31 protein-coding genes are annotated in these 22,113 nt (G+C 50.1%); all 31 read right to left on the bottom strand.

Features of this window, described 5'->3' with window-relative positions:
• Window positions 1-408, bottom strand: a complete 408-nt coding sequence (locus tag BIY37_RS04770; protein WP_070066692.1) for a DUF6950 family protein — start codon at window positions 406-408, stop codon at window positions 1-3.
• Entirely contained in the window at window positions 405-1,148 is a 744-nt protein-coding gene (locus BIY37_RS04765) for a hypothetical protein (RefSeq protein ID WP_070066691.1), read from the bottom strand. Before BIY37_RS04765 ends, BIY37_RS04770 begins: the two co-directional genes overlap by 4 nt.
• Window positions 1,145-1,747: a hypothetical protein gene (locus BIY37_RS04760; RefSeq protein ID WP_070066690.1), complete on the bottom strand. Its 603-nt coding sequence runs from the start codon at window positions 1,745-1,747 to the stop codon at window positions 1,145-1,147. Before BIY37_RS04760 ends, BIY37_RS04765 begins: the two co-directional genes overlap by 4 nt.
• 1 nt (window position 1,748) lies before the next feature.
• Window positions 1,749-3,695 carry a hypothetical protein gene (locus BIY37_RS04755; RefSeq protein WP_070066689.1) on the bottom strand — a complete coding sequence of 649 codons (1,947 nt, stop codon included), beginning with the start codon at window positions 3,693-3,695 and terminating at the stop codon, window positions 1,749-1,751.
• The gene (locus BIY37_RS04750) at window positions 3,692-3,925 is read right to left on the bottom strand and encodes a hypothetical protein (RefSeq protein ID WP_070066688.1); all 234 of its coding nucleotides are present in this window, start codon (window positions 3,923-3,925) and stop codon (window positions 3,692-3,694) included. The genes BIY37_RS04755 and BIY37_RS04750 overlap by 4 nt, the downstream gene beginning before the upstream one ends.
• Window positions 3,922-4,080 carry a hypothetical protein gene (locus BIY37_RS13415; RefSeq protein WP_230402440.1) on the bottom strand — a complete coding sequence of 53 codons (159 nt, stop codon included), beginning with the start codon at window positions 4,078-4,080 and terminating at the stop codon, window positions 3,922-3,924. Before BIY37_RS13415 ends, BIY37_RS04750 begins: the two co-directional genes overlap by 4 nt.
• 74 nt (window positions 4,081-4,154) lie before the next feature.
• Window positions 4,155-4,553 (bottom strand): hypothetical protein, encoded by a 399-nt coding sequence (locus tag BIY37_RS04745; protein ID WP_143299172.1) that lies wholly within the window; start codon window positions 4,551-4,553, stop codon window positions 4,155-4,157.
• 4 nt (window positions 4,554-4,557) lie between these two features.
• Entirely contained in the window at window positions 4,558-5,826 is a 1,269-nt protein-coding gene (locus BIY37_RS04740) for a hypothetical protein (RefSeq protein ID WP_070066686.1), read from the bottom strand.
• Window positions 5,823-6,050: a hypothetical protein gene (locus tag BIY37_RS04735; protein WP_070066685.1), complete on the bottom strand. Its 228-nt coding sequence runs from the start codon at window positions 6,048-6,050 to the stop codon at window positions 5,823-5,825. The genes BIY37_RS04740 and BIY37_RS04735 overlap by 4 nt, the downstream gene beginning before the upstream one ends.
• Window positions 6,051-6,176: 126 nt before the next feature.
• Window positions 6,177-6,614 (bottom strand): phage protein Gp37, encoded by a 438-nt coding sequence (locus tag BIY37_RS04730; protein ID WP_070066684.1) that lies wholly within the window; start codon window positions 6,612-6,614, stop codon window positions 6,177-6,179.
• Window position 6,615: 1 nt separating this feature from the next.
• Window positions 6,616-7,044, bottom strand: a complete 429-nt coding sequence (locus tag BIY37_RS04725) for a gp436 family protein (RefSeq protein ID WP_070066683.1) — start codon at window positions 7,042-7,044, stop codon at window positions 6,616-6,618.
• Window positions 7,045-7,060: 16 nt separating this feature from the next.
• Window positions 7,061-8,038, bottom strand: coding sequence for a hypothetical protein (locus BIY37_RS04720; protein WP_070066682.1), 978 nt, complete (start codon window positions 8,036-8,038; stop codon window positions 7,061-7,063).
• Between the two features lie 30 nt (window positions 8,039-8,068).
• Window positions 8,069-8,413, bottom strand: coding sequence for a hypothetical protein (locus BIY37_RS04715; RefSeq protein WP_070066681.1), 345 nt, complete (start codon window positions 8,411-8,413; stop codon window positions 8,069-8,071).
• 50 nt (window positions 8,414-8,463) lie between these two features.
• Entirely contained in the window at window positions 8,464-8,859 is a 396-nt protein-coding gene (locus BIY37_RS04710; RefSeq protein WP_070066680.1) for a hypothetical protein, read from the bottom strand.
• Between the two features lie 14 nt (window positions 8,860-8,873).
• Window positions 8,874-9,269, bottom strand: a complete 396-nt coding sequence (locus tag BIY37_RS04705; RefSeq protein WP_070066679.1) for a hypothetical protein — start codon at window positions 9,267-9,269, stop codon at window positions 8,874-8,876.
• The gene (locus BIY37_RS04700) at window positions 9,260-10,438 is read right to left on the bottom strand and encodes a hypothetical protein (protein WP_070066678.1); all 1,179 of its coding nucleotides are present in this window, start codon (window positions 10,436-10,438) and stop codon (window positions 9,260-9,262) included. The genes BIY37_RS04705 and BIY37_RS04700 overlap by 10 nt, the downstream gene beginning before the upstream one ends.
• Window positions 10,439-11,156: 718 nt before the next feature.
• A complete protein-coding gene (locus BIY37_RS04685) occupies window positions 11,157-11,672 on the bottom strand; it encodes a phage virion morphogenesis protein (protein WP_070066675.1) in 516 nt (171 codons plus the stop codon).
• 126 nt (window positions 11,673-11,798) lie between these two features.
• Window positions 11,799-13,088: a phage minor head protein gene (locus BIY37_RS04680; RefSeq protein ID WP_070066674.1), complete on the bottom strand. Its 1,290-nt coding sequence runs from the start codon at window positions 13,086-13,088 to the stop codon at window positions 11,799-11,801.
• Window positions 13,075-14,649 carry a DUF935 domain-containing protein gene (locus BIY37_RS04675; protein WP_070066673.1) on the bottom strand — a complete coding sequence of 525 codons (1,575 nt, stop codon included), beginning with the start codon at window positions 14,647-14,649 and terminating at the stop codon, window positions 13,075-13,077. The genes BIY37_RS04680 and BIY37_RS04675 overlap by 14 nt, the downstream gene beginning before the upstream one ends.
• A 28-nt stretch (window positions 14,650-14,677) precedes the next feature.
• The gene (gene terL / locus BIY37_RS04670) at window positions 14,678-16,243 is read right to left on the bottom strand and encodes a phage terminase large subunit (protein ID WP_070066672.1); all 1,566 of its coding nucleotides are present in this window, start codon (window positions 16,241-16,243) and stop codon (window positions 14,678-14,680) included.
• A 122-nt stretch (window positions 16,244-16,365) separates the two neighbouring features.
• Window positions 16,366-16,812, bottom strand: coding sequence for a helix-turn-helix domain-containing protein (locus BIY37_RS04665; protein ID WP_070066671.1), 447 nt, complete (start codon window positions 16,810-16,812; stop codon window positions 16,366-16,368).
• A 91-nt stretch (window positions 16,813-16,903) separates the two neighbouring features.
• A complete protein-coding gene (locus BIY37_RS04660) occupies window positions 16,904-17,428 on the bottom strand; it encodes a sigma-70 family RNA polymerase sigma factor (RefSeq protein WP_070066670.1) in 525 nt (174 codons plus the stop codon).
• Complete coding sequence (locus tag BIY37_RS04655) at window positions 17,418-17,657, bottom strand: hypothetical protein (protein ID WP_070066669.1); 240 nt, start codon at window positions 17,655-17,657, stop codon at window positions 17,418-17,420. The genes BIY37_RS04660 and BIY37_RS04655 overlap by 11 nt, the downstream gene beginning before the upstream one ends.
• A complete protein-coding gene (locus BIY37_RS04650; protein ID WP_070066668.1) occupies window positions 17,654-17,938 on the bottom strand; it encodes a hypothetical protein in 285 nt (94 codons plus the stop codon). The genes BIY37_RS04655 and BIY37_RS04650 overlap by 4 nt, the downstream gene beginning before the upstream one ends.
• Window positions 17,939-17,957: 19 nt before the next feature.
• The gene (locus tag BIY37_RS04645) at window positions 17,958-18,686 is read right to left on the bottom strand and encodes a hypothetical protein (RefSeq protein ID WP_070066667.1); all 729 of its coding nucleotides are present in this window, start codon (window positions 18,684-18,686) and stop codon (window positions 17,958-17,960) included.
• Between the two features lie 346 nt (window positions 18,687-19,032).
• Complete coding sequence (locus BIY37_RS04635) at window positions 19,033-20,097, bottom strand: ORF6N domain-containing protein (RefSeq protein WP_070066665.1); 1,065 nt, start codon at window positions 20,095-20,097, stop codon at window positions 19,033-19,035.
• A 164-nt stretch (window positions 20,098-20,261) separates the two neighbouring features.
• Window positions 20,262-20,690 (bottom strand): Mor transcription activator family protein, encoded by a 429-nt coding sequence (locus BIY37_RS04630; protein ID WP_070066664.1) that lies wholly within the window; start codon window positions 20,688-20,690, stop codon window positions 20,262-20,264.
• Window positions 20,687-21,139, bottom strand: a complete 453-nt coding sequence (locus BIY37_RS04625) for a hypothetical protein (RefSeq protein WP_070066663.1) — start codon at window positions 21,137-21,139, stop codon at window positions 20,687-20,689. The genes BIY37_RS04630 and BIY37_RS04625 overlap by 4 nt, the downstream gene beginning before the upstream one ends.
• The gene (locus BIY37_RS04620; RefSeq protein ID WP_070066662.1) at window positions 21,129-21,332 is read right to left on the bottom strand and encodes a hypothetical protein; all 204 of its coding nucleotides are present in this window, start codon (window positions 21,330-21,332) and stop codon (window positions 21,129-21,131) included. The genes BIY37_RS04625 and BIY37_RS04620 overlap by 11 nt, the downstream gene beginning before the upstream one ends.
• Complete coding sequence (locus tag BIY37_RS04615) at window positions 21,313-21,534, bottom strand: DUF3310 domain-containing protein (RefSeq protein WP_070066709.1); 222 nt, start codon at window positions 21,532-21,534, stop codon at window positions 21,313-21,315. Before BIY37_RS04615 ends, BIY37_RS04620 begins: the two co-directional genes overlap by 20 nt.
• Before the next feature lie 60 nt (window positions 21,535-21,594).
• Window positions 21,595-21,975 carry a hypothetical protein gene (locus BIY37_RS04610; RefSeq protein ID WP_070066661.1) on the bottom strand — a complete coding sequence of 127 codons (381 nt, stop codon included), beginning with the start codon at window positions 21,973-21,975 and terminating at the stop codon, window positions 21,595-21,597.
• Window positions 21,976-22,113: the final 138 nt, after the last annotated feature.

The raw sequence follows: 22,113 nt of genomic DNA, 5'->3' as shown, positions 1-22,113 counted from the left end.
TTATCCTCCAACAAACCGGAAAGCCTGCCAGTTATCCAACTCAAACAGAGACTTCATATATACACCTTTGTCGGGATCAATCAGAGGGCATTTACCATCAATTGCTACGGATGCCGTTTGCATTGGTTTTGTGTCCAATATAATAACGTCTCCGCTTTGTACATAATTTTTGGGTATCTTCTGCCAGCCATGTTTCTGTAAATACTCAACAAGCGATCCGTGCCTTGTGTACTCACGCAATGCGCCTTCCTTTGTGTCCCACGTATTCAGGTCGTCAAATGACTCCGGGAATATTGTTCGGATGCCGCCGATTGCAAGGCTAACACAATCAATCTTGCCCCATTGATATTTGCAGCCAAGCAACCCGTCAATCCATTTAACAAGCTCGTAATGTTTATCGATTATCATTTTTTCATTTTCTGTTTTAGTTGTATCTCTTTTGTTCGCAAACCAGGTACATTTCGGAAGAACATGTCCCCAGGACTGATCCTCTGGTGCGATGCAATATTTGTCTGCACTCCGGTTATCACCTCGATCTCGCCAAGTCTGTCGGTCATCCTGGCGACTACCGTGCACGTCGGGACGTCGTTCGTAAGGTCTTCTGATATCCGGAAACCTCCGTTTATGAGTCCCCAGAACAATAGCAATGGTGTGCCGTCTATCGTTCCGTCATCTTTATATTGCATCAGATACATTTTACAAACCCTTCCCACGTATTTTTTTTGCAGCACCAAAGCAATAATGCTCCTGTCAACGCCCGACAACGTAATATTTACCCCATAGCTGCTTAAATCGCTCGTTGACGATACCTTGTCGAATGCCATATTGCCGCCGACACCGCTCCAGGTCTTACTATCATACACAATATTTTGCGCCGCCGTACAAATATAAACAGGCTGAGGAATATCCAGATAACCCTTTGTGTCGCCAGCTACATACGCACGGGCAATGCGGAAACTATCCGCAGCTACATTTGAAATGGTAAATGTTCCATCAAAGGCATCCGTGCCGAGAATAGAGCAGGAGTTTCCGTTTGAAAGCCCGTGCGCTACACAAGTAACAGTCGTATTCCCGCCGCCAGCGTCAGCAAAGCCCGTAATATCTTTGATGATTGAAAAATCAAATTCAAACAGATACACAATGTTCATGGGCATTCCCTAAAGGTTAAAGTCAGGCCGGCGTAGTAAGTAGTTCCGCCAGAGCGAGCAGGCATCTTAAGAGATCCGGTTAAAGCAGCTCTGAATTTTACCCCCGTAATCGTGATTGTTGCACCATTAGATGGGCTTCCACCGGCAAAGATTGGCGGATATATGCTGATTGATCCGGCTGTTGGCGATGTCATGTCGGTCTTGATGTTGTAAACAAGATTTAATCCGGCAAATTTTATAATGTCTCCGGCTTTTAAGATCTTATTGAGCGTACTGGTTACGTTGATCATTGTGCCGGTTTGATTAGCGCCATTTACGCTAATAGCGCCGGTAATTGGCGCATTTGCCGGAGTCTGCATGTCCAGGTGTACTATGTCAAATATCGTCCTGGCGTGATACAGTTCGTTGATATAGGAAAAAAAAGACCTTGCGTTTGCGTCTTTTGCCGGGATGATGCCGTATTTCTCCGTCCATTGCCTGCCCACCTGCAAGGCCGTGTCAAATTGCGCCTTGCCGCTTATAGACCACGACTCAAAGCCGGTCGGAAATTCAGGGTAGGTATGTTCTGTTGGATTGAATATGCGATTGAAATCGGCCACGCTACCCTCCTCTTATCTGGCTGGCGTATGTCCTTGATTGCTGAATACCCTCGCTGACTATTTGCCGGATAGTCCCAGCCTGATTCTTCAATACTCGCGCTGAATCCTGTCCGTCCAGCGACGAGACATTAAAATTTACTGTTTGTTGAACAATCATGGCGGGGTCTTTTCCCCCGCCGAATTGCCCATTATTAATCTTGTCGAGCATATCGACTCCACGCCTGCTCACTACGTATTCACCTCTTTGCAGGATCGCAGGCACTTCGTCCCCGGACAGTCCGCCAGCGTGAAACCTGGGAATGATTCCATTTGCTGAAACTCTTCCTCCGGAATGCCCAAAAATTGCAAGTCCTCCGCTTTCTCCACCACCAAACCCGCCGCCTAATCCGGCCCCTGCAATGCCCAGCAAGCCCCCAAGCCAATCAAAGCCAGCACCCATTGCCTTGCTCATCATATCGGCCATGGCCTTTGCCCATGCCTGCTGTATCGTTTTCAGGAAGCCTTTAAAATAGTCTCCCAGCGATTTAAACTTAAGCTGCAGGCCGTCAAAGAAAACCTGCTGAAATGAATCATGCATTGCCTGGGCTGCGTCTTTTGCAAACTGAGCGCCCGATTGAAAGGCTGTATTAGCGTCCTGCATATACTTTCCAAAACCATAAACCATGCCTTCCGAAAGCGTGCCGAACTGCTCCTTCATGGCCAGATTAAGCTCAACAAGTGCCTGCCTTGTCTCGTTAATAGCATTCTGTTGTGCGTACCAGGATGCAGGGTCTTTCTCCTTGTCCAGCCCGGCAAGATACTCTTCTTGTATTTTCTGGAGCTCCTTATATAGCTGCACCCGCTGCCGCGTGGCTTCGGGCTTGTTTATAGCAAGGTTTTGCTGTGAAAGGTCTATCTCTTTGATTTGCAATTGGATTTCAGCCTCACGGGCTGCCTGGAGTGTCCTTGCGTGCTCTTTCTCGGCCTTGTCCCGTTTGTCTAAGTTGTCCAGGATTTCCTGCCCTGCCTTATCCACGGTATCGGCATACTGCCATTCCCATTCCATCCACTTGCGGCGGTCATCGCTTATTTGTTTCTGCTCACTCTCCGTGGTTATTTTCGGCGCAACCGACTTCCGCTCCCCTGGCGCAATAGCGGCATTGACTTCCGGGATCTCCCTGCCCATCGTGTAATCAAGCGCCTTATTGATGCCCTTGTTTACCAGGCCAATCGCGGCAAATGCATTGAATATCGGGGCAAGGCTTTTTACCGCAGATGAGTTCAGGACGTCAAACATCTTATTGAGTGTCGGCATAAGCTCATTGCCAATGGCGTATGTCAGCTCGCTCATATTGCGTTTTAAAGCGCCGATATTACTGCTGAATTTATTGGCCGCCAAAGCGGATTCTTCGGAGAATGCCTTTGCAATGTTCTGGCCTCCCTGCGCTATATCGTTAAGCACGGGTATGATCTGCGATCCGCTCCGCCCAAACAGCTGCATCGACAGCGCCATTTTATCCTCGCCGTCCCGCATTTGGGAGAATCGCACCGCCAGGTCTTTTATAACGTCCCCAAGTGGTTTTGCCGTATCAATTCCGAGCGTCTGAAATATTGCCCGAGCGTCGCCAGCCTTGGTCTTGGCCTCCAGCAGGTTTCTGGATAGTGCGCCAATTGCCATGCCCATCTCATCAAAGCCGATATCCGAGGACTCAGCAACGGATTTCAGCTCGTACAACGCCTCCACGCTCATGCCGGTGCGCTGGCTCATTTTATAGAGGGCGTCTCCCGTGGCAACGGTCTTTGCCAGGAGCAGGTCATAAGCCTTGCCGATATTGCCGGCAACGGATTGAAATGAATAGTTCCACACGGCAACTTTTGCGGCCAGACCCTGAAATGATGAGGTAATTTCCTGGAGCGCTTTATTGGTATTATTGACACAACTGATGATTAAATCTACTCGTTGACTCATATCTGTTTTCCTGTTATACTTTTTCTTATGGGACCAGCAATATTTTTTATCGCTTTTTTGTGCGCCTTACGCTCCTGGCTGCATTGCAAACAGACATTCAGCAATTGCCGCCGGATATCTGCAGAAAGGCAACCGCAACAACCTGCCAACGCCAGTTCCCTTTCATTTCGCCACCTGTACAAGGAACCACCCGTAATTGCGCTGATTATTGTTGTAATATTCGTTCTCATTTTCGGGTAGTGCAATTCCCGCACGCCCATTCAAAGAACTCGCCATACTCATATTTACACACAGCCTTTTGCCTGGCATCGCATCCCTTTCCCTTTTTCTTTGCCTTCCCGTCATTTCCTGCTCCCATAAACGCCAGCACAGACTCGCGGAACAATATTTCACGGCTCCGGTACTCAAGCCAGGGCTTGCATTCCTCAGGCGTATAATGCCAAAGGATATCGTCCCTTTTTATAATGTCTCCGCCTGCAAGGGCGATGATTGCCGGTTCGATCCAGTCGGCATCTTCATCCCCGCCATGATCCCCGTCAGCCTTTCCAAGAGTGACGCTGCCGGGTTGCAGACGAAAAAATCTTCCACCACTTGCACGACCTGTTCGGCCGTGATCTCATATTCAATTGCCGAAATCACTTCGTCAAGGTTCTTTTTCCGGATCTCCTGCCCCTCTTCCGTAAGCACAATGGCAAGGAATTTTGACAGATTGTCGCCAAGAATGCCTGCAATGGAAGCATAATTAATCTGCTCCAGTACCGTGAATGACTGAAACAGGGGTATGATCTGCTTTATCTGCCCCCAGACGAGCGGTTTCTGGATATAGGTTTTATTGCCGATTGTGTATTTTTTTCCCATTTCATTACGCCCCATACGTGGCCACTTTATTGGCCACCTGTGCCCAGACGGAACCATACGTGTCATCTTCCAGCACGGCAATATCCCCCGCCTCAGCCAGCACCTTGCCGTTGACGCTCAGAGGGGCCTTGAGCACGTTGCAGCGCGGGAACACGAGATTGGCATAATAGTTCTTGCCGGATTCAAACTCAGCCCCCACGGCGTTGATCTGCACGCCGAAATATTCATTATCGATCATGTGCTGCTGCAGGATGAAATCCCTCGCCTCACGGTTCAGCTTCAATGTCTGCAACCTGCCCTGCCTCAGGATATAGTTCGCATAAGTATCGTTTCCCCCGATGCGAAACTCAACCAGCATTTGATTATTCAGGTTATATTCCACGGAAGAAACCTCGGCGCTTAACGTGCGCCCGCCATTAAATGCAGAACCGTCCCACTTTCCGCCGATTTTAAACACAAGTCCGGCCGTCCTGAGCGGTGGTTCAACCACTCTGGCCGGGAACGTGCACCATGCCGCTTCCGTGGGCACATACATAATTTCATACGTAGTGGGCGTCGCTGCGCCTCCGGGCGCCGTGAAGGTTATCACGGCAGGCGTTGCATCGGATACCACAGTATACACGACCTCTTTCCACTCGTTTGTCGCCGGCACCTGCACCCTTATCCTATGGACGTTGTCCAGGCGCAGCGCTGCCGTGCTTCCCTGCACGCCATTGGCTGCAAGGGTGAAGGTGGTGGCGTTATAATCCGCCGTTACTTTTTCCGTTGTTACGTTATCGGTATACTTCCCCGTGCCTTTGATGCCCAGAGACAGCTTTGCCCAGGCGTCTTTTTCAAAGGTGGCCGTCAGGGTGTCGATTATGTTGGATGCAAACCGGCGCTTAAGGATCGTAGAGCCGAGGCGCATGGCTGCCGTAAATGTCGGGTTTGTGATATCGCTTGTTGGCGTTATGGTGTGTTTATAGCCTCCGCCCCATCCCGCAGTGCTTCTTGTGCCCAGCCCGTAAGTAAGCCCAAAGGCAAAGTGCTGAGCCTGCGCCTTCGGGAAATCGAGGGTGGCCGCGGAGAGGGAGCCAAGGTCGTAGACGGTGTCTGCCTCTTCCTTTCCGGTCAGCTCATCGGAATTACTCTCCCGGCGCTTGTCTAACTGCAGGATATTGGATTTGTCTATGAGCAGCGAGGTGTCTAAGGTTTGTTCCGTGTTTAATGCCGTTTCTTTTGTATTTGCGGAGACGGCCAGCAGGTCATAATTGGCAAGATAATTCCTGGTCATTGGTTAACCTCCACTTTCTTCTTTTTTCCACCCCCTGCACCCCCGCCAGCGGGGGACAATGGTTCTCCTTCGGAGGGGAATAAAGAAGGAGTAAATTCCGGGTCAAATTTATGCCGTTCTTCCGCTGGTATTTCGTTGTAGATTTGGCCTGACGTATATTTCCGCCCGGCATATGGGCCGTCAACTACTTCGAAATCCGGAACATTAGGTTTCAGGCGATACATAATCTCATTCCTCCCATAAAAATAATAAACACCGTACAGACGCACGGACCACTATATAAAGCGCCATAAGAAACAGAAACGCTTCTAAATAATGCCAGGAATCTATAACGTTCACGATGGTTTCTTTCACCATGAAAATGACGTCTGTATGTCGAAGCTATAAATACTGAATGCCCTGGTAATCAATGTTGGCTCTATCCGCACCGGATGAAGCGGCTCAATATCCATTCCAAGATCATTGTCGGTCAGGCGTGTTTTAACATCTTCCAGGATCGGATATATGGCCGCCCGCAGCTTGTCATTACCCCGCAAATCCTTTGCGATAACGATTACCGTAAAACTCGCCTCCTCGTCATACGAGCGGTTGGCCGTCTCATCGAAATTGGATCCGCCATAGAGCACGTAAATGGCAGGCAAGCGAATAATGAGCTGCGACGCCTGTGACACGAGATCGTCAATCTCTCCGTGATATGACGAGATCGTCTTGCAAACACTGCTGAGCGGAGCGAACGATTGCAAATATACAACAATCGAATCTTCGATTTGCGCTATAGAGTATGTCATATCAGAAACTCACCATCGTGCCTTTCGTAAAGACCCTGTCGTCCATCGTTGTGTTTGTCTGCACCCCGCCAGCCTCGGTTACAATACTACCGGGTTCTCCGATGGATATCCTGCCCGATGCAATGTCGCCCAATTGCCGTATCGCATTCTTATACCTCTCTGCCCTGGTTTCCGGTATCTCCTCAACTCTTCTCGAATAGAGGTTGTAAATGGCGATGTCCACGGATATCTTCTTCACAATATCTGGCACGGCAGCAAAGGGGACGGTGTACCGTCCCCCGCAATAGCTGTCAATCTCCGCATCGGCCTGTGCGATAGATTCATTTACCCGTGTTTCATTTGCTGTACCGATATTTTCATCATCCGTCAATTGAATGATTGCCGTTTCCGGAAGCAGCTTTTCAATGTCTGTTAAATTGGAATAGGACATATATAACCTATAAGACCTATGTTGAAAGCGTGTCGTACCAGAGAAATCCCAGATCGGCTCCGACCTGAAGGATGTGCGTCTCTTCGGCCACCTCATAAACATCCTGGTGTTCTGCCGGTTCTCTCCAGGTGGTTATTCGCCTTCCTCCGCCCTGGAGATATGACTTCCGGGCCTGATAACCCGCACTCAGGGTCTTGAGTCCTGCAACTGGCGGACGGTAGAAGAGAAATGCGGAGCCTTTACCGGCATTCTTTTCCCAAATGTTGCTTGCCGTAAAGTCCGTACCGTCCTTCTTTTCCTTCGCTGTGGAGTATATTGCTTCACCGATAAGCACTTCATCAAGCTCAAGGATGGCTGCAAGGAGCTCCTTTGTTAATACAGCACGTTCAGTATATTGAATCTTGCTCAGGACCGTGGACTCTTCTTTAAGGCTGTTGTAGGTGCCAAAATCCACAACCAGGACATTGGGTTTCATCCCGGTATTTGCGCGTATCGTTCCCACCCTCAGCCTCACGTCCTCCAGGAATGTGTTTCCGGTACCGGCAGCCCATTTCCCATCCGCATCTTCACCGGCAGCACCAGACCAGGTAGAACCAAGCACAATGGCGGCCGTCCTGCGCTCCTTTTTTAAATCTATCTTGTCCGTTGCAAACTCTATAGCGTCCTGATCAGGGTTCAGCGGTGGAGCATTGCCCAGCCTCGCAATTTCCCTGTCTTCGTCCGTCACTTCCTTTGCAAAAGCGTATTCTACGGTTGAAATATCCAGGTAATCCACTGGATATCCCCCGCGGTTTGCCCGTGCACCCGGGCCACGAATCCCGGCCTCATCCCTGAACCATGCGCCTTTGAGATATCGGGCAATCTTCGCATCCGGCGGCACGTTGTCAATAATAGGAAAAACCCTGTCAGCTATGTAGCTTTTGTTGCGGTATGCAATGCTTACGTTTTGCAGCGGCCCGGCAACAAGCTGCGACCGCGTGTTTGGTTGTGTCATTGTGTTACCCTCCTGAAAATAATAACTGAATTAAGGCGTTCCGACGCCCATATAATCCACAATTGCCGTAGACGACGTATTCGTTCCCACTGCTGAATACGCTTGTATCGTGATATTGCCTTTAGATTTCGTAACGACCAGCCGTACCGTGTCCGTGCCTGATTGCAAACCCTGCGACACTGCTGCAACTGCCGACGTCACCGTCCCCGTGGGCAACACATTTACGGTTTTTGATCCGACGCCAAGCGTTGTTGATCCGAAAAACAACTTCTGTCCGGCATCCGTCGTCATCAATTTATAGCTCTGGGCATGGGCACCCCCTGCAGGTATGAGCAGGATGGCCAGGATACCTGCTAAATATCCAATCTTCTTCATGTTCTTCCTCCCAAAAAATAAGTCCTATAAGTCCTATATGACTTATGCTGTTAGATTCCCGGCGTTGCCGGTATCAGATCCACGGTCGCCAAATCATCCTCAGCCGATGCACTGCCAACCACCAGGCCCACCGCATAACCTTCATTCGCCACAAGGGGCACAGCCTTGCCTGCGTCTGCTGCGTCATTGTACTCAATGCGCACAAAGGTGTTGTTCGTTAACGCGGCACCTGCCTGCAATTTTGTCACTCCAAGCCTGCGCACCACAGCGGCTCCGCCGGAGGCAGGGGCGTTTTGCAGAACGCCAAAAGGGATTTCATTCTGTGCGTCCGGCCTGCGTACCTTTGCCGGACTATCGGTTGTCAACACCACAAACCGGTACTGGTCATTCGTAAGGCTCTCTGCGGCCTCGAACGACAAATCCAGTACTCCATTTTCTGTTGCCATAAGTCCTCCTTAAGTTACGATACTGCGTTTACCTGATGAACCGCACCGGAAAGTAATACCTCGCCAAGTTCATCCTCATCCCCACCGGCAAGACACCTTCCTACGGCAAGGTCAAGAGCTCCATCTGCATCCAGACCCTTGCCAGCGTCCGATGCGCTTGAGTACTCGAGCTTTACCCACTCGTTCTCCGCCACCGTCTCTCCCAGCTGCACCTTGCTTATCCCTATAAGCCTTACAACGGCAGCTTCGCCGGATGCCGGGGCATTTTGCAGCACTCCCAGCGGGATTTCAGATGAGGAGTCCGGCCTGCGCACCTTACCGCTTGCCAGGACTACAATACGAAACTGATCGTTTGAGAGGTCTTCTCCGGCCTCAAACGTCACGTCTATACACCGGTTCTCTATTGCCATAAATCCTCCTTGTATTCGTGCACCAATTGCGGGTGCTCTTTCTGCACCTCAGTAAATGCCAGTTTGTAAGACATGTCCTTATTCTTCTCCATCTTGTCCTTTATGAGCACGGCGATCTTTTCACCTGCGTTGCCTTTTCTGCCGATATCCTTATCCGCACCGGCAACCTCGCCAAACTCGATCTGCTTCTTAAAAGACGAGAGGAAAGACGTCATAAAGTCGAACGGCGTTTGAGTTTTCTTCGTATCGCCATCAGAAAACTCAACCGGTGCCTCGATCTCCGCAATCCGCTCAAGAAAGGTCTGCATCCCCATGCCGTGCTTCGTCATGGCCGGGGTGAGTTTCCCTTCTTTACAAAGCCCCTCGCAGAAATCTTTGATATCCGCCTTTACCTTTTCAGCCTTCGCAGCCGCCAGCTTTGCCTTTTCCGTCTCCAGCGCTGCCTTTTGAGACGCAAGACCTTGCGTCTCTGCGGCTAATTTTTCGGCAAATTCCCGCTCCATCGCCTTCACCCTCTTTGCCACCTCGGCCTCAATATCCACCGCTGCCGGTACAGACGCACGAACGTGCGTCTCTACGTCGCTGAACGATTGGGCATCATCAATCGTCACCCCTTCGTCAGCGGCCTTTTTCTTCATCCACTCAAACCACTTCATCTTCACTTCCTTTCCCGCATTTTGTACAGACGCACGGCTGTGCGCCTCTACGGTTGCGCAAAAATTGTTTAATTGTTCACAGCCCTTACATGTCTTGCAATCGCCAAATTCAATAATAATCCCGTCTTTATCGTTAAACGCCACGTCCGGAAGTCCTTTCACTGCCGGTGGCACGGCGCCTAAAAACCCCACGTGTCTTAATCCCAAATCCGGATACAGTGAGATGGATCGCTTTTTGAATAACCCCTTGCGCACCATATCCACAAATTCGGGCACAAGGTCTTTAAATTTAGCGTAGAGGATATCTCCTTCCCGTTTTAACCCTTCCACCCAGCCAAAAGCCGGGCTGTTGTCTTTCGGATGCCCGATAACGACCGGAGCTTCGTGCCCTGCCGGATGATAACTTGCAGCGATCTTATCCAGGTCTGCATCCGTCCAGGTCTTTTCATTGCCTGCTGAATCCGTATGCGTGCCGGTCTTAAAAACCGGTATCCACTGTTCTGTGTTTTGCATCAATTACTCCTCAAATAGTACAGACGCACGGCCGTGCGTCTCTGCACTAACGATTTCATTCTATTCTATTTCATGCGGGTTCCTTTACAATTTGAACCCCTGTTTTATACCGCTCGAACTAAAACGCATTTAAACGCCACCAAAACACTTCGGAATACCCCAAGCGCCCGATACCAGCCACACCGTTTTCTTGACAATCTTGACACCCTGTCAAGTCTTCGTGAGTTCATGTTTTTGGAAAGCCCTTAGCCCGTCCAGGCATGGGTTTTTGTTTCCAATACCTTTTCGCTTAGGATTTGTCCCAAAACGATACGGATGCAGATAGTAAAGTCGTGTCTCGTGCAAAAGCCTTCCCGTGCAATCTTTCACTTCTTGTTTGGTTTCCACGCAATCCATACAATGCGCCTTTATCCGTTTCAATTTCGATAGGGATTTGTCGTTTAACTTACAAATCTTGCTTTGACACGTCCTGCCTCTTACCTCACCAAGACATCAATAGCATTCCTGTTTAATCGCCTTTGATGGACTTGTAATCATCATTCATTCCTCCTGAATTTAAAATCCGAAATCCAAAAACCGCAAAAACGCATTTAAAGCCCTTATAAGCCCTCCGGAGCGTTTTGATCGATCTAGACACGCAGGGCATTTTCTTGACAGTTTTTGAACATGTCAAGGGAAGCCGTTGGGGCATTTAAATGTGCCATCCCTGCATCCCAAATCATACATTGCCATCCACAAGGTAACTTCCAATCTTTTGTTTTATCTTTTCCAGATCGCCTGGCGTCAGTTTCATAAATGGCCTGGCTGGTATGCCCGGATGATGTATCTCTTTCTTCGTTACCCATTTGTCCCCGATCTGAAACCGCAAGTATGGTTTGTTTTTGGGACGGATAATAAACGGGCGCGTTCCGAACTGCTGAGCGGCGGCATACTCTTTGTTGTTGCTTACCCAGGCCGAATGATTGTTGTATCCCTGCGTATTGGCGGCAGCCAGTCCACCCTGGCTTAGCTGGAGTATCTTTCCGGGCCATTTTCCCTTTTTCGCCCTCTGCTCCTCTGTGGATTTGGCCAGTTTTTTCCATTTCGGACGCCCTTCCCGCTCAAAGTTCTCTTCAACGGCGTCGTGCATAATTCCGGATATGGCCCGCATGACCGGGCTCAGATTCTGCATGCGTCCCGACAGCCGGTTTAATAACCCTCTTACCTCTCCGTCTTCTACCTTGATTTCAATCATAGGTGTGATATAATTCTTTTAGGAATAGTGCAGGATGACAGTAGGAAATTTTCGGCGTTGCCTACGGCGTTTCCGGGTATCAACCGGCAGCGATATGATGGGAAGAAGCCGGCCATCCATTCTGCATTATTCCAATACTCCTTTTATCACCGTGTATTTTTTCTCCCTCAGGTTATACAAAGACACCTTGCCAGCAGTGTTCACAAAATTAACGACTCCCTTCTTTTTCAAATCCCAGTTTATTTCCACAACGATCTTGTTTTTCCTGTCGTCCGTGCCTGAGCTAAACACATAGAGAATGTTTTGTTTTTCTGCATCAAAGAGAATGGCCTCAGGATTTCTTATAACTTCCGGGATTCGCTTAATCTCATCAACGCTCAGGGCGGCCTCTTTCAGAATTTTTGCATCTCTTATGGCATGCATGATGTTTTTGTCATTCGTAACGATCACGGGCGTCTTCGGCTCTGCTCCCTTTTCTCTAAGCTTATTCAATAAAACGTCATCCATCCACCCAACAGTTATTGCAAAACCCTTCGCCTTTTGCTTCGCGAGTATCCCATCCACCCACGAAGGGAACATCTCCTGGTGTATCTTCGCCCTGGCCATCTCGCCGATAAACTTTTGCCGGATATTCGGGGGCAATTCCAGCGATTTCTCATAAGCCATCACGTCCATTTGCCACGCGGCGCCGGGATTATTGCTCCAGCCCTTGCCGGTCACGGTCTTTTCTCCGGTTACCGGGTCTTTATACAGTCCCACGGAGGTCTGTATACCCATAGGCATAATCCGGTCTTCCGTTGTCAGATTCTCCGGAGACGTCTTTTCAACCCGCAAATTACGCTCTTGTACATTCTCATGGTCCAGCGCCCTCACGCGACACCTGCATCCCCAGTCAATAGGCGGGTAAAAGTCGTTCCAAAACGGGTCGTCATACCGGAAGACCTTTCCGTGAAGCTGTGCATGGGCAGGACGCGTCCTGCCATCCAGCACCGCCACGTATTGCCAGTAGGGCCGGTCATCCACATTTTCCATAAACGCCTGGTATCTGCCAGCCATGTAAGCAGACTGGAGATTGTTCCGGTAGATATTCTTCAGACGGCGGGGCGATCCCAATTGAACCTCTTTCCCGTCCTCACCCATGACTTTCCCCCACCATCCCTTTGCCTTCAGGGTGGGTTCCAGTTCCTTTACAAACGTATCAGAAGTAATGCCTTCATCCAGAGCCTTCTGCACCATACCCCTTATATCCTGCAAGATATCGAGATTCATAGCCTTTGCCACCGTGAATGCCTTTGCGTGCGCCTCGTTAAGCATTTCATACCAGTTCCAGGTGATCTGGTACCCCTTTGCCTTAAAATATTCAATCGCCTTTTCCGGCGGCAATCCTATGGCGTACATGAGATCAGCGTCCGGCATTGAGTTTCCCCCAGAGTTCACTTACGAAGATGGCCCTCGTAAGCATATCGTCCAGACCTTTGTCCTCCATATCAGGATATGCCTCCGCAAGATTCTCCAGAATCTTGTTATAGTCTAATCCGCTCCGGATCATGTCGATGATGGGTTTTAATACCCCTTCCATCTGTTTCTGCAGGTCTGCGGGTTTCAGGGACTCTATGGTATCGTCAATTGTCTGTTGATCAGGAAACAACCCCCTATCCCTCTGGTAGGAGGAATTATTACCGGCAAAGCAGTGCGGACACCTGGATTCACCAAATTGCTGATTCTGCAAATCCCCCTTAATAAAGGGGGACAAAGGGGGTTGTCTCTCCCCATTAACAAAGGGGAACAAAGGAGGTTGTGTTTGTGGCATCTCAACCAATTCATCCCCGTCCTCCGGTTGCGGAATGCCGTAGGTTTCGTAAAAATACCGCTTCGTCACCGGCAGGCGCAAATCCCTGACTAATATCAAATCTCGGTCGGCAAGCGGCTTTAAATCCTTTTCCTCTTCCGTGCGGATCCATACCTTTGGATACGCCTTCACGTTCGGGAAGTTATAGTCCACCAGCCAGGGGATAAGCGTCTTGTTCTGGCACTCACACAATGAATCGGCATCGGCCTTGATGTAATCCTTCCGTATATCCACCGATTGCTGCTCGTTCCCCAGCCTGCCTGGTGTGGATTCTGTCGCCGCGCTATGGCCCAGCAATACCTTACTGATCGTTTTATCCATGTAGGCGCAAAACGTTTCATAGGTGTTTATAGAGCCCGTCCGTGCCGCTTCCAGAAGTTCTATGGTCATGGTATCGGGTATCTTAATGCCGGATTCCTGTTGTATCGCCTCAACGGCGTCCAGGAGTTTGTCCTGTTGCTCCTTTGGGGTGCCGGGTGGATATTTACCGATCGCCGTTGGCGAGCCGAATTTATCGCAGAAGATTGCCCAGAATTTAATGCCGTTCTTACGGAACCATACCGGCCAGTACAGATTCCTGCCAAGCCCGTCTCCATAATAGCTGCCGTTATCAGAGACGTTCCGGTACACGATAAATTTCCGTTCGGGCAGCTCCTCGCCTTCGATCATGTTCTGCAGGGTGAGCAATCGCAGATTACCGTCCAGGCCAAAGACAAAGCGCCGGGATGCCTTCCCGACAACGTCCTTAATCCAGACGTCGCCCTCAGAATATTCCCACAGGATTTCAGCGGGCTTATACCCCAGCACAATCCCGGATAAGAGCGACCTGCGCGTATCGTCATAGCCAAAGCCCAGGAATACATCCTTTACGAAGTCCGCTATCTTCACGTCTTCGGGGTCATCGGACGCCGGGATGATCTCCCATTCCTTACCCACCACAGCCAGTTTCCTTGTTTGCAGCGCGGAGCTGACTTCTGAATCGCGCAGGAGGTCTTCATATACCTCAATTCCTTTTCCGCTGCCTTCAAGCCTCAGCAGCGAGTCGGGATTCAGCGCCGTTCTGCCGATATAGTCCATGACTATATCGTTTCTGATGGTTGTTATTTCGTCGGTTATTGGTTTTTTCATAAAATATGTCCTATAAGTCTTATAAGACCTATGCTGTAAATCTCGCCATTTCCCTGCCCATCGATGGCCGCCTTTTGCCGGTGGACTGATATTCAATCACGCCGGATCCTTTTTCAGCCAGGTCAATGGCGCCCTCAAGGGCATCGGGGCCGTCGTCATTGACCGCAGACGAGGGGAAATAGATTAACTGCTCGATCAGCAAGTCCTGATCGCCCTGCCCTTTTCTGAATCTGACCAGCCCGCGCTCCACGTGGGGCGATATCCTGCCGATCCTGGCCTCCTTTGAAATCGTCTGTTTTATCCCTTTTAAGGGCAACTGATATTTCTTGTCCCGCGAGACAAGCAGAAACGGGCTATTGGCAAACTCGCCCAGGGCGTTTTCTTCCATGCTCATAACAAGCGGGTTATACTCCTCATACCGGCTATAGCCCACCCGCGCCATGGTATCCACCGAACACCTGCGGATGAATGCGTCCAGGACGTAGATAATGCCTTCCAGATCGATGCCGATGGTGATGATGGCCTTGTAGTCGCTGGATGCCCCTGATTCCATAGACGGGTCAATGGCTGCGTATTTTCGCAGGGTTTTGCCGATTACCTCTTCGGGATGGTAGTACCGTATCCATTCTTCACGGAATAACCCTTCGTCGTCTTTCGGATCGTTCTGGTATTCCTTGTTGAACCGTATGGAGCCAATCAGCTTCCTCTTCTGCGTAAGGCGCTCCTTTGTCCATCCGCCAGGCCAGAGGGGTTTGCCGTCATCGCCCAGGGCCTTGTAGAGACGCGAAATAAAACGGGGGTTTTCACCCACCCCTTTATCCTTATGCGGGTTCAGGTTTGTAACCGGAACCTCTTCCTTCATCGCAATCATCTGCGCCAGGACGCTCTTTTTTGAGAGTAACGTCCCGATCATGGTCATGGATCCACCTTCTGCCAGGGTGTTGATCACCGCTTCCAGCAGCCAGTCAATCCCTTCTTTAATCAGCCGCGGGTTTTTAACGTTTTTATCGTTTTCCAGGTCGTCAATCACAATGCGATCCACGCGGTATTGCCGGTTTCTGAGACCCCTGACCCTTTGTCCACGTCCACGCGCCTTTACCCGGATGCCGTTTTTCGTAATAAAATCCTTCGATTCCCAGTTGCCCTGGTTAGTCAGATCGCCGAAGTCCTGCTTAATCCGCTCGTTTTCCTCCAGTTCAAGCTGTATGAACTGGGAGAAGTCGGCAGCCAGGTCTTCCGTATCGGAGATGATCAGGATAAAATGCCTCTTTCCCGCACAGATATCATGCACCGGCACGCCCAGGGTGAAGAATGTCGATTTGGTATGCTCACGGGGCGCAGCGATAAAGACCGGTTCGTCAGCCACGTCGGCCAGGGTGTTCCACTCCCTGTGGAAATCGCCAAAGGGTTTGGAGAAATAATGGGGGAAATAGGTCACAAAGAACCAGAGACGGTCTTTCTTTGCCCGTTCAATACGCTCCTTTTTCGCCTTTTCGGAGTTGTCTTTAAAGGGCGTAGTCTCCTGTTTCATGCGGGCGATGATCTCTTTTGCCCTGAGTTCGTATTCGCGACGGGAGAATTTTTTGATTATCATAGTATTTCCCACGGGATTAAGGGGGAGGAGCGGACGCAGTAATCGATCGGCTCCTCCCTGAACAGGCCTTTTCGTGCTCCGTTTGAGCTATTGGCCTTATATGCCCTATAGACCGTATTGACCTACATTCTTCTCGTTTCTTCGAAAAATCCGTGGATACGCTCCGATATCTTTCCGATCAGTTGTTTGTCTTCTTCAGCGCGCATGAGGTATCTGGTGAACCTGTCCATTGTCTCGATCGTAGCGCCCAGCACGTCCCTGCCGCCTTCAATCTTCTCGATTGCGGCAATGATCTTTGTGATCTGGTCCGTTATCCTCGTGCTTTCCAGGATGTCCCGCGGATTAATCTGCTCCAGCATTTCTATAAGCGTCTTCTTCAGCTTGTCCGCAGGGCCGGTGCGGGTGGATACCAGATATTCCTTGCGCTGCCGCATCCATTCGCCATCGGACGACCATCGGGAGATCGTCTTTTCCGAGATGCCGAGCAGCTCGGATATCTCACGCTGTGTCTTGCCTTCCTTTACCGACAGGCGCTCTGCATCTTTGTAATAGTCCTGGAATTTGCTCATATTCTATAATCCCCTCCCGGGAGGGGTTAGGTTAGTGGTTAGTGGTTAGTGGCTCTCCACTGTCCACTGTCCACTGTCCACTCGCCACTCTTTATCTTGGATTATTCCCTATCCTTAGTTTCAACAGAGCCAGGGATTGTGTCCGTAGCCGGAATAGCGCATTTCTTTTCAATCCTGTCGCCTGCATCGTCTCTTTTACCGATATTTCATCGAGATAATACATCCCGACAAACCCTTTGTGTGGTTCGGGCAGCCCGTTAACCACACACCGGACATAGGCCATTTCATCTTCCGCATCGTATTCCGCGAACAAATCCGTATTGTCATACGGGTTCAGGTTTAAGGCGTTTAAGGATATGTTTGCCTTCTGGCATTTTTGCCGCACAAAACTCATGATGGCTTGCCGCGCCTTTTTGCATGCAAATGTCACAAAGCTGACGCCTCTTGCCGGATCATACTTCCTGGCTGCCTTAAGCAGCCCCAGAACCCCATAGCCCACCAGATCGTCTTTTTCTATATACTGCATGGCGTTTTTAAAATCCCGGTCGACAACATATGCCACCAGATCAATCCCGCAATTTTCCAGCGTGTCCAGCAGCGGGTAATCATAATTCATTTTCAATACGCCGCATCTCTTCCCTGAGCACCTTGTATTCATCCACAGCACAGCTCAGGTCTTCAAACGCCTGACGTGCCTTATCGAACTCCATACCCTTAATCCCTTCATAGGAAAAGAGGTAAATATTAATATCCTTACGACACCGGTCTGCCTTGATCTCCAGTTCGGCAAGCCGGTCTTTCTTGTGCGCAATCAACCCCTGTTTGAAAATCCGGTCCCTATTCACCCGTTTCCTCCTCCAAAGAACTTTGCGATGGCCGCGGTAATTGCCGCAACCCCAGCGGACATGCCACCCGACGCGTACCATACTTTTTTTTCCATGGAAACGATGCGCTGGTCCTGTTTCTCAACAATCTTTTCCACCCGATCCGCAAAGGCTTCCTGAGACGCCCTCATTGCCTTCATGATCTCATTCCCGGAGCTGAGCTGGCTCTTGATCTCGCCGTGTATCTCTTCCAGCTTTAACGCCACGTCGCAGTATTTCGACACACTACAATCATCGCCCATTATTATGCCCCCAGGTTAGTTATAACGACACCAATATCATCACATGCAACCGCGTGCCGGACATCGACGCCTTTGCCCGGAACCGGGTCGCCTGTGCCGCATCAAGAGTAAGGCATTGGGATATTGCCAGAGACGACACCCCATCGGTCAAAACCGGCTCGCTGCCGTCCAGGGTATACACAATACTGCCAACGGACACCCATACGAGCACCTCTTTGACCATTTCCGTGATGCCATAGATCCGGATTGAATCGCTGGCGCCGTACGTGGCTTCGCTGACAGACACGACCTTCAGCTTTCCCAGGTCGCTGACGCCACTTTTTCCTTCATATCCCTGACCGACTTTTTCAACGCTTCCTTGTCCTGCTCGTTCAGCGCCTGCGACTTCTGAATCTCCGCTACCAGGTTCGTGATGAGTGGCAGGAGCTGGGTAATTAACTGTACGATCGACGCCGGGTTCATTCGTGCTGCCTCCTTCTGTTTGTTGTGGGTTTTGCGCTGGCGGTTCATCCAGCCATAGCCCTATATCGGAAAGAATCGTGCTGACCTGCGTGATCAGCTCCGTGTAGGACGTTATATCCGCCGAATCCGTATCGATAATCTTCTCCAGGACATCTGACGCTTTTATGTAGCCCGACTGAGCCCGGAGCCAGTTGATGCGGATGGAATTATAGGTCTGCTGATTAATCACCTTTTGTGCATAGAGTGATTTAGCCTGATCTTTGGTGGACGCGAGCAATTGCCCCACCGCGGTATGCGCCGTGACCAGCGCCTTGCGCCTCTCCTTGCAGCCGGAAAGGCTTATGGCGCAGATGCACAGGATGCTAAGAAATACGAACAACGGGAAACGGGTTTTGGCGTGCACGGCTTTTTTCCTCCCAAAAAATTTTTTTTAAAAAAGTTCCGTGTTGGGCGAAGCCCAACACGGAACAGGAGATGAATGACGAGGGAATTGTACTACGATTTTGGGGGAGATGTCTTTTAAGCCGGTTTAGAATTTTCTTATTCCCCTCTTGGGAGAGGATTCAAAGGAAGTCCCCTCCTGGGAGGGGTCAGGGGTGGGTTTAACCTTATAATAAAAAGTTGCCAAAGACCTAATTCAACCGGTTTTTGAAATACTCCACGCACTTCTGGAGTTTCGGCAGATTTTGCGGAGGCACAAGGAGACCGCAAGCCTCCATCCGGCGGACGTTTCTCCGGACGGTGGCTATCTGTTTATGGGTTAGCAGTGCAATCTCATGATGGTTCAGGCCAAGCCCTTTATACCGAAGGATCTTCCTCCAGAGTGGCGACCGCTCCAGCAACTCCCTCCTCATGTTTTCAAAGACGACTTCGTTTCTCTCCGGCTGCGGATTCGGCTTTAGGGTAATCCTGCCCGACTTAACCTCTTCCATAAGCAGCGAATAGGTGCAAAAGCCTTTTACAATAGCCATTGCATGCCTTATAGCCTCATCGGTATTCAGGATCGTGGCAAACATATAGGCGCCCTCTTCGGTATAAACATAAGGCAGCGACGACCTGTATTTATCGGCTTCTCCAAGGTGATCACAAACGGTGACCTCCTCCTTTGTGAGTTGATAGAAGTTTACCCCTTCCGTAAACTTCTTTGGATTTCTCTCCCGTGCCTGATTTAGTGCTCTTGTCTCGACCCCATAAGCCCTTGCCAGGTCTTTGTCCAGCATGCAGGGTGGTTTCCCCTGCAGCTCAATTACACGGTCTTCCAACCGTTTTTCTCCTGCTTTTTCCAACATTGTCATTCCTCCTGTACTAATGGTTTTTGTGAAATGGCGTCCATGCAATCCGCGATTGCGTCCCGGACGCGGGAACTCTGAGAGGGTTTCAAACTCTGCCAATGCCTGCTGTATTGCCTCATCCGTACTCAGGATCGTGGCAAACATATAGGCGCCCCGCTTGGTGTAGATATAAGGCAGATGGCCACCTTTCCAGTCGAGGTCGACAGCTTTGACCTCGTCCTGTGTAAGCTGGAAATAATCCACATCCTCAACAAACTTCCTGGGATTCCTTTCCCGTGCCTCGTTGAGTCGCCTTGTCTCTACCCCATAAATCCTTGCCAGGTCTTTGTCCAGCATGCAGGGTGGTTTCCCCTGCAGCTCAATTACACGGTCTTCCAACCGTTTTTCTCCTGCTTTTTCCAACATTGTCATTCCTCCCATAAAGGTTTTTACAAAACAGCGTCCACAATCCGCGATTGTGGCTCACGCAAAGAATATCCAGTACACCAGAAACCAGAATGCCGCACAAAAAGACAACGCTATGATGAATCCCCGTAGTGCCATATTTTTCCTCCTTTATCCCCCGCCAATTAAAACAATTTCAACTGCTTTGCCGCCATGCGTTTCTTCTGCTGCTCCCGCCAGAGGATCTCGTAGACCCATTGTTCGCTATAGTGTGTGGCGCGTGCGAGTTCCTTATGATTATCGCCTTTGAAATGCTGCACGATATATTCGTACTTCTTTTGCCGTATGACCTCTTCCAGCCCGGCAAAATAGATAAGCTCGCCTTTAAAATATCTGGCCAGCTTTAAGGTGTTCTCAGTGCCGATCTGTCCGGCCATTTCCTGGTATTCTTTGCAGAAAGGCTCGCCCGGCTTTATCTCGGAAAAATAGAATCCCAGCTTGCTGTAGTATCCTGCGAGTTTTACGGTGTTTTCCAGCCCGATATGGCGCACGATGTCCTGGTACTGTGCGGGCAGTTGCTCGATTTTTATGTCATTCAGCCAGTTCGTCATCATTCACCTTTAGGAAATTGTTGTCCCCGTGGATCATCCCTTTGCAATTCTTTCAAACGCCGTTTGATTTCCTTTAACGCCGAAACACGCATCTTGCGGTAACCATCACTCTCGCCAAACCGGGCGCAGAGGTTATTGAGCGGGACGACAAAATCCTGTCCGAACCTGGCAACGGCCAGATCCTTCACCTCTTCCAGCAGCCCTGCTTTGCTGGATTCATACCGGTTCCATTGCCCCCCGCCGGCGGTGGGTTTGGGGGTGTAAGGCACGCCATGCAATGCCTTAATATGGTCCAGCACCCTGGCCACTTCCTGCACCTTTGCATCACTCAGCCGCTTGCCGATGACGCATGGCGCTATATCTTCCCGGAGTGTCTCCTGGCTAATACCATATTTTGCTGCCTCGGCGAATAATGCCTTTAATACCAGGTGTTTTGTATTTTTAGCGGCCATATACCAGGCAATTCAATTCAAGGTTGTGTTTATACTTTACGATCAATTCATCCAGCTTTTCCGCGTTGTTCTGCCTGGCCAATTCCAGGTCTTCCGGCGTGGCTGCTGAATACCACGCGATAAAATTCAGCCGTTCCAGATCTTCTTCCAGTGCGTTTATGATTCCGCTGCTTTCATTCCGCAGGTTTTCCATCTTTCCTGCCCTCCAAAAACCGATTGAGATACCAGATGGCCTTTTTAATGTCCGTTGACGGGTCTTCTGTCTTCTTGCCCGCCCGGAGTATGTATTTTGTTGCATTGGCCAGATAGAATCCCAGGCCGAAGGCTTCTATCACGTCAATTGCCTCCAGGCCGTTACCTTTGTAGTGTTGCGGATGATTTACGTTGTCTGTCATTTTGTCCTCATTCAGGGTAACATGGACAAACAAAGTTTGTCCATGCCACCCCAAAAAACATTATTCGTGTAATAAACCAATCTTCTCCGTGTTGACCCGTTTGCTTTCCCAGTAGTTTCCCTGCCTGCGATCCGCTAGTTCGGCGGTTTTGCTGGAATTCCAGTTAGATATTCTGCTGTAATACCCGACAATCCTGGTCACCCCGTACAGCTTCACAAACTCCCCCGTCTCCAGGGCATTTACGAGGTCGTCCAAAGGCGTGCTGATGATCGTGTCGATCTCCACCTCGTATGCCATCTCGCTCCGGTGGTTGATCACCTTCACCCGGCTTTCCTGCGTGATCTCGTTGCACGGTTGGCCGTCAATGGACAGGCCATCGATTTCCAGGACTTCGCTGGCATCGATGGCGGCGTCAAATGCCTTAAGCCGCTCCATGATCATGTCCGCAATACTCTCTTGAGAGGGGGCTTTTATACTCCCCTCTTGAGCTTAGCATGTCCCACAAATATTACTGGACAAACAGAGCTAAATAAGCTAAACTGGGGTGCATGAGAGAACATGAAAAGACCATTACAGAAA

It is taken from the genome of Candidatus Brocadia sapporoensis, from assembly GCF_001753675.2.
In the GTDB taxonomy this organism is placed as follows: domain Bacteria; phylum Planctomycetota; class Brocadiia; order Brocadiales; family Brocadiaceae; genus Brocadia; species Brocadia sapporoensis.
The sequence above is the reverse complement of the archived record's forward strand: the minus strand, read 5'-3'. Positions and strand labels throughout refer to the sequence as shown.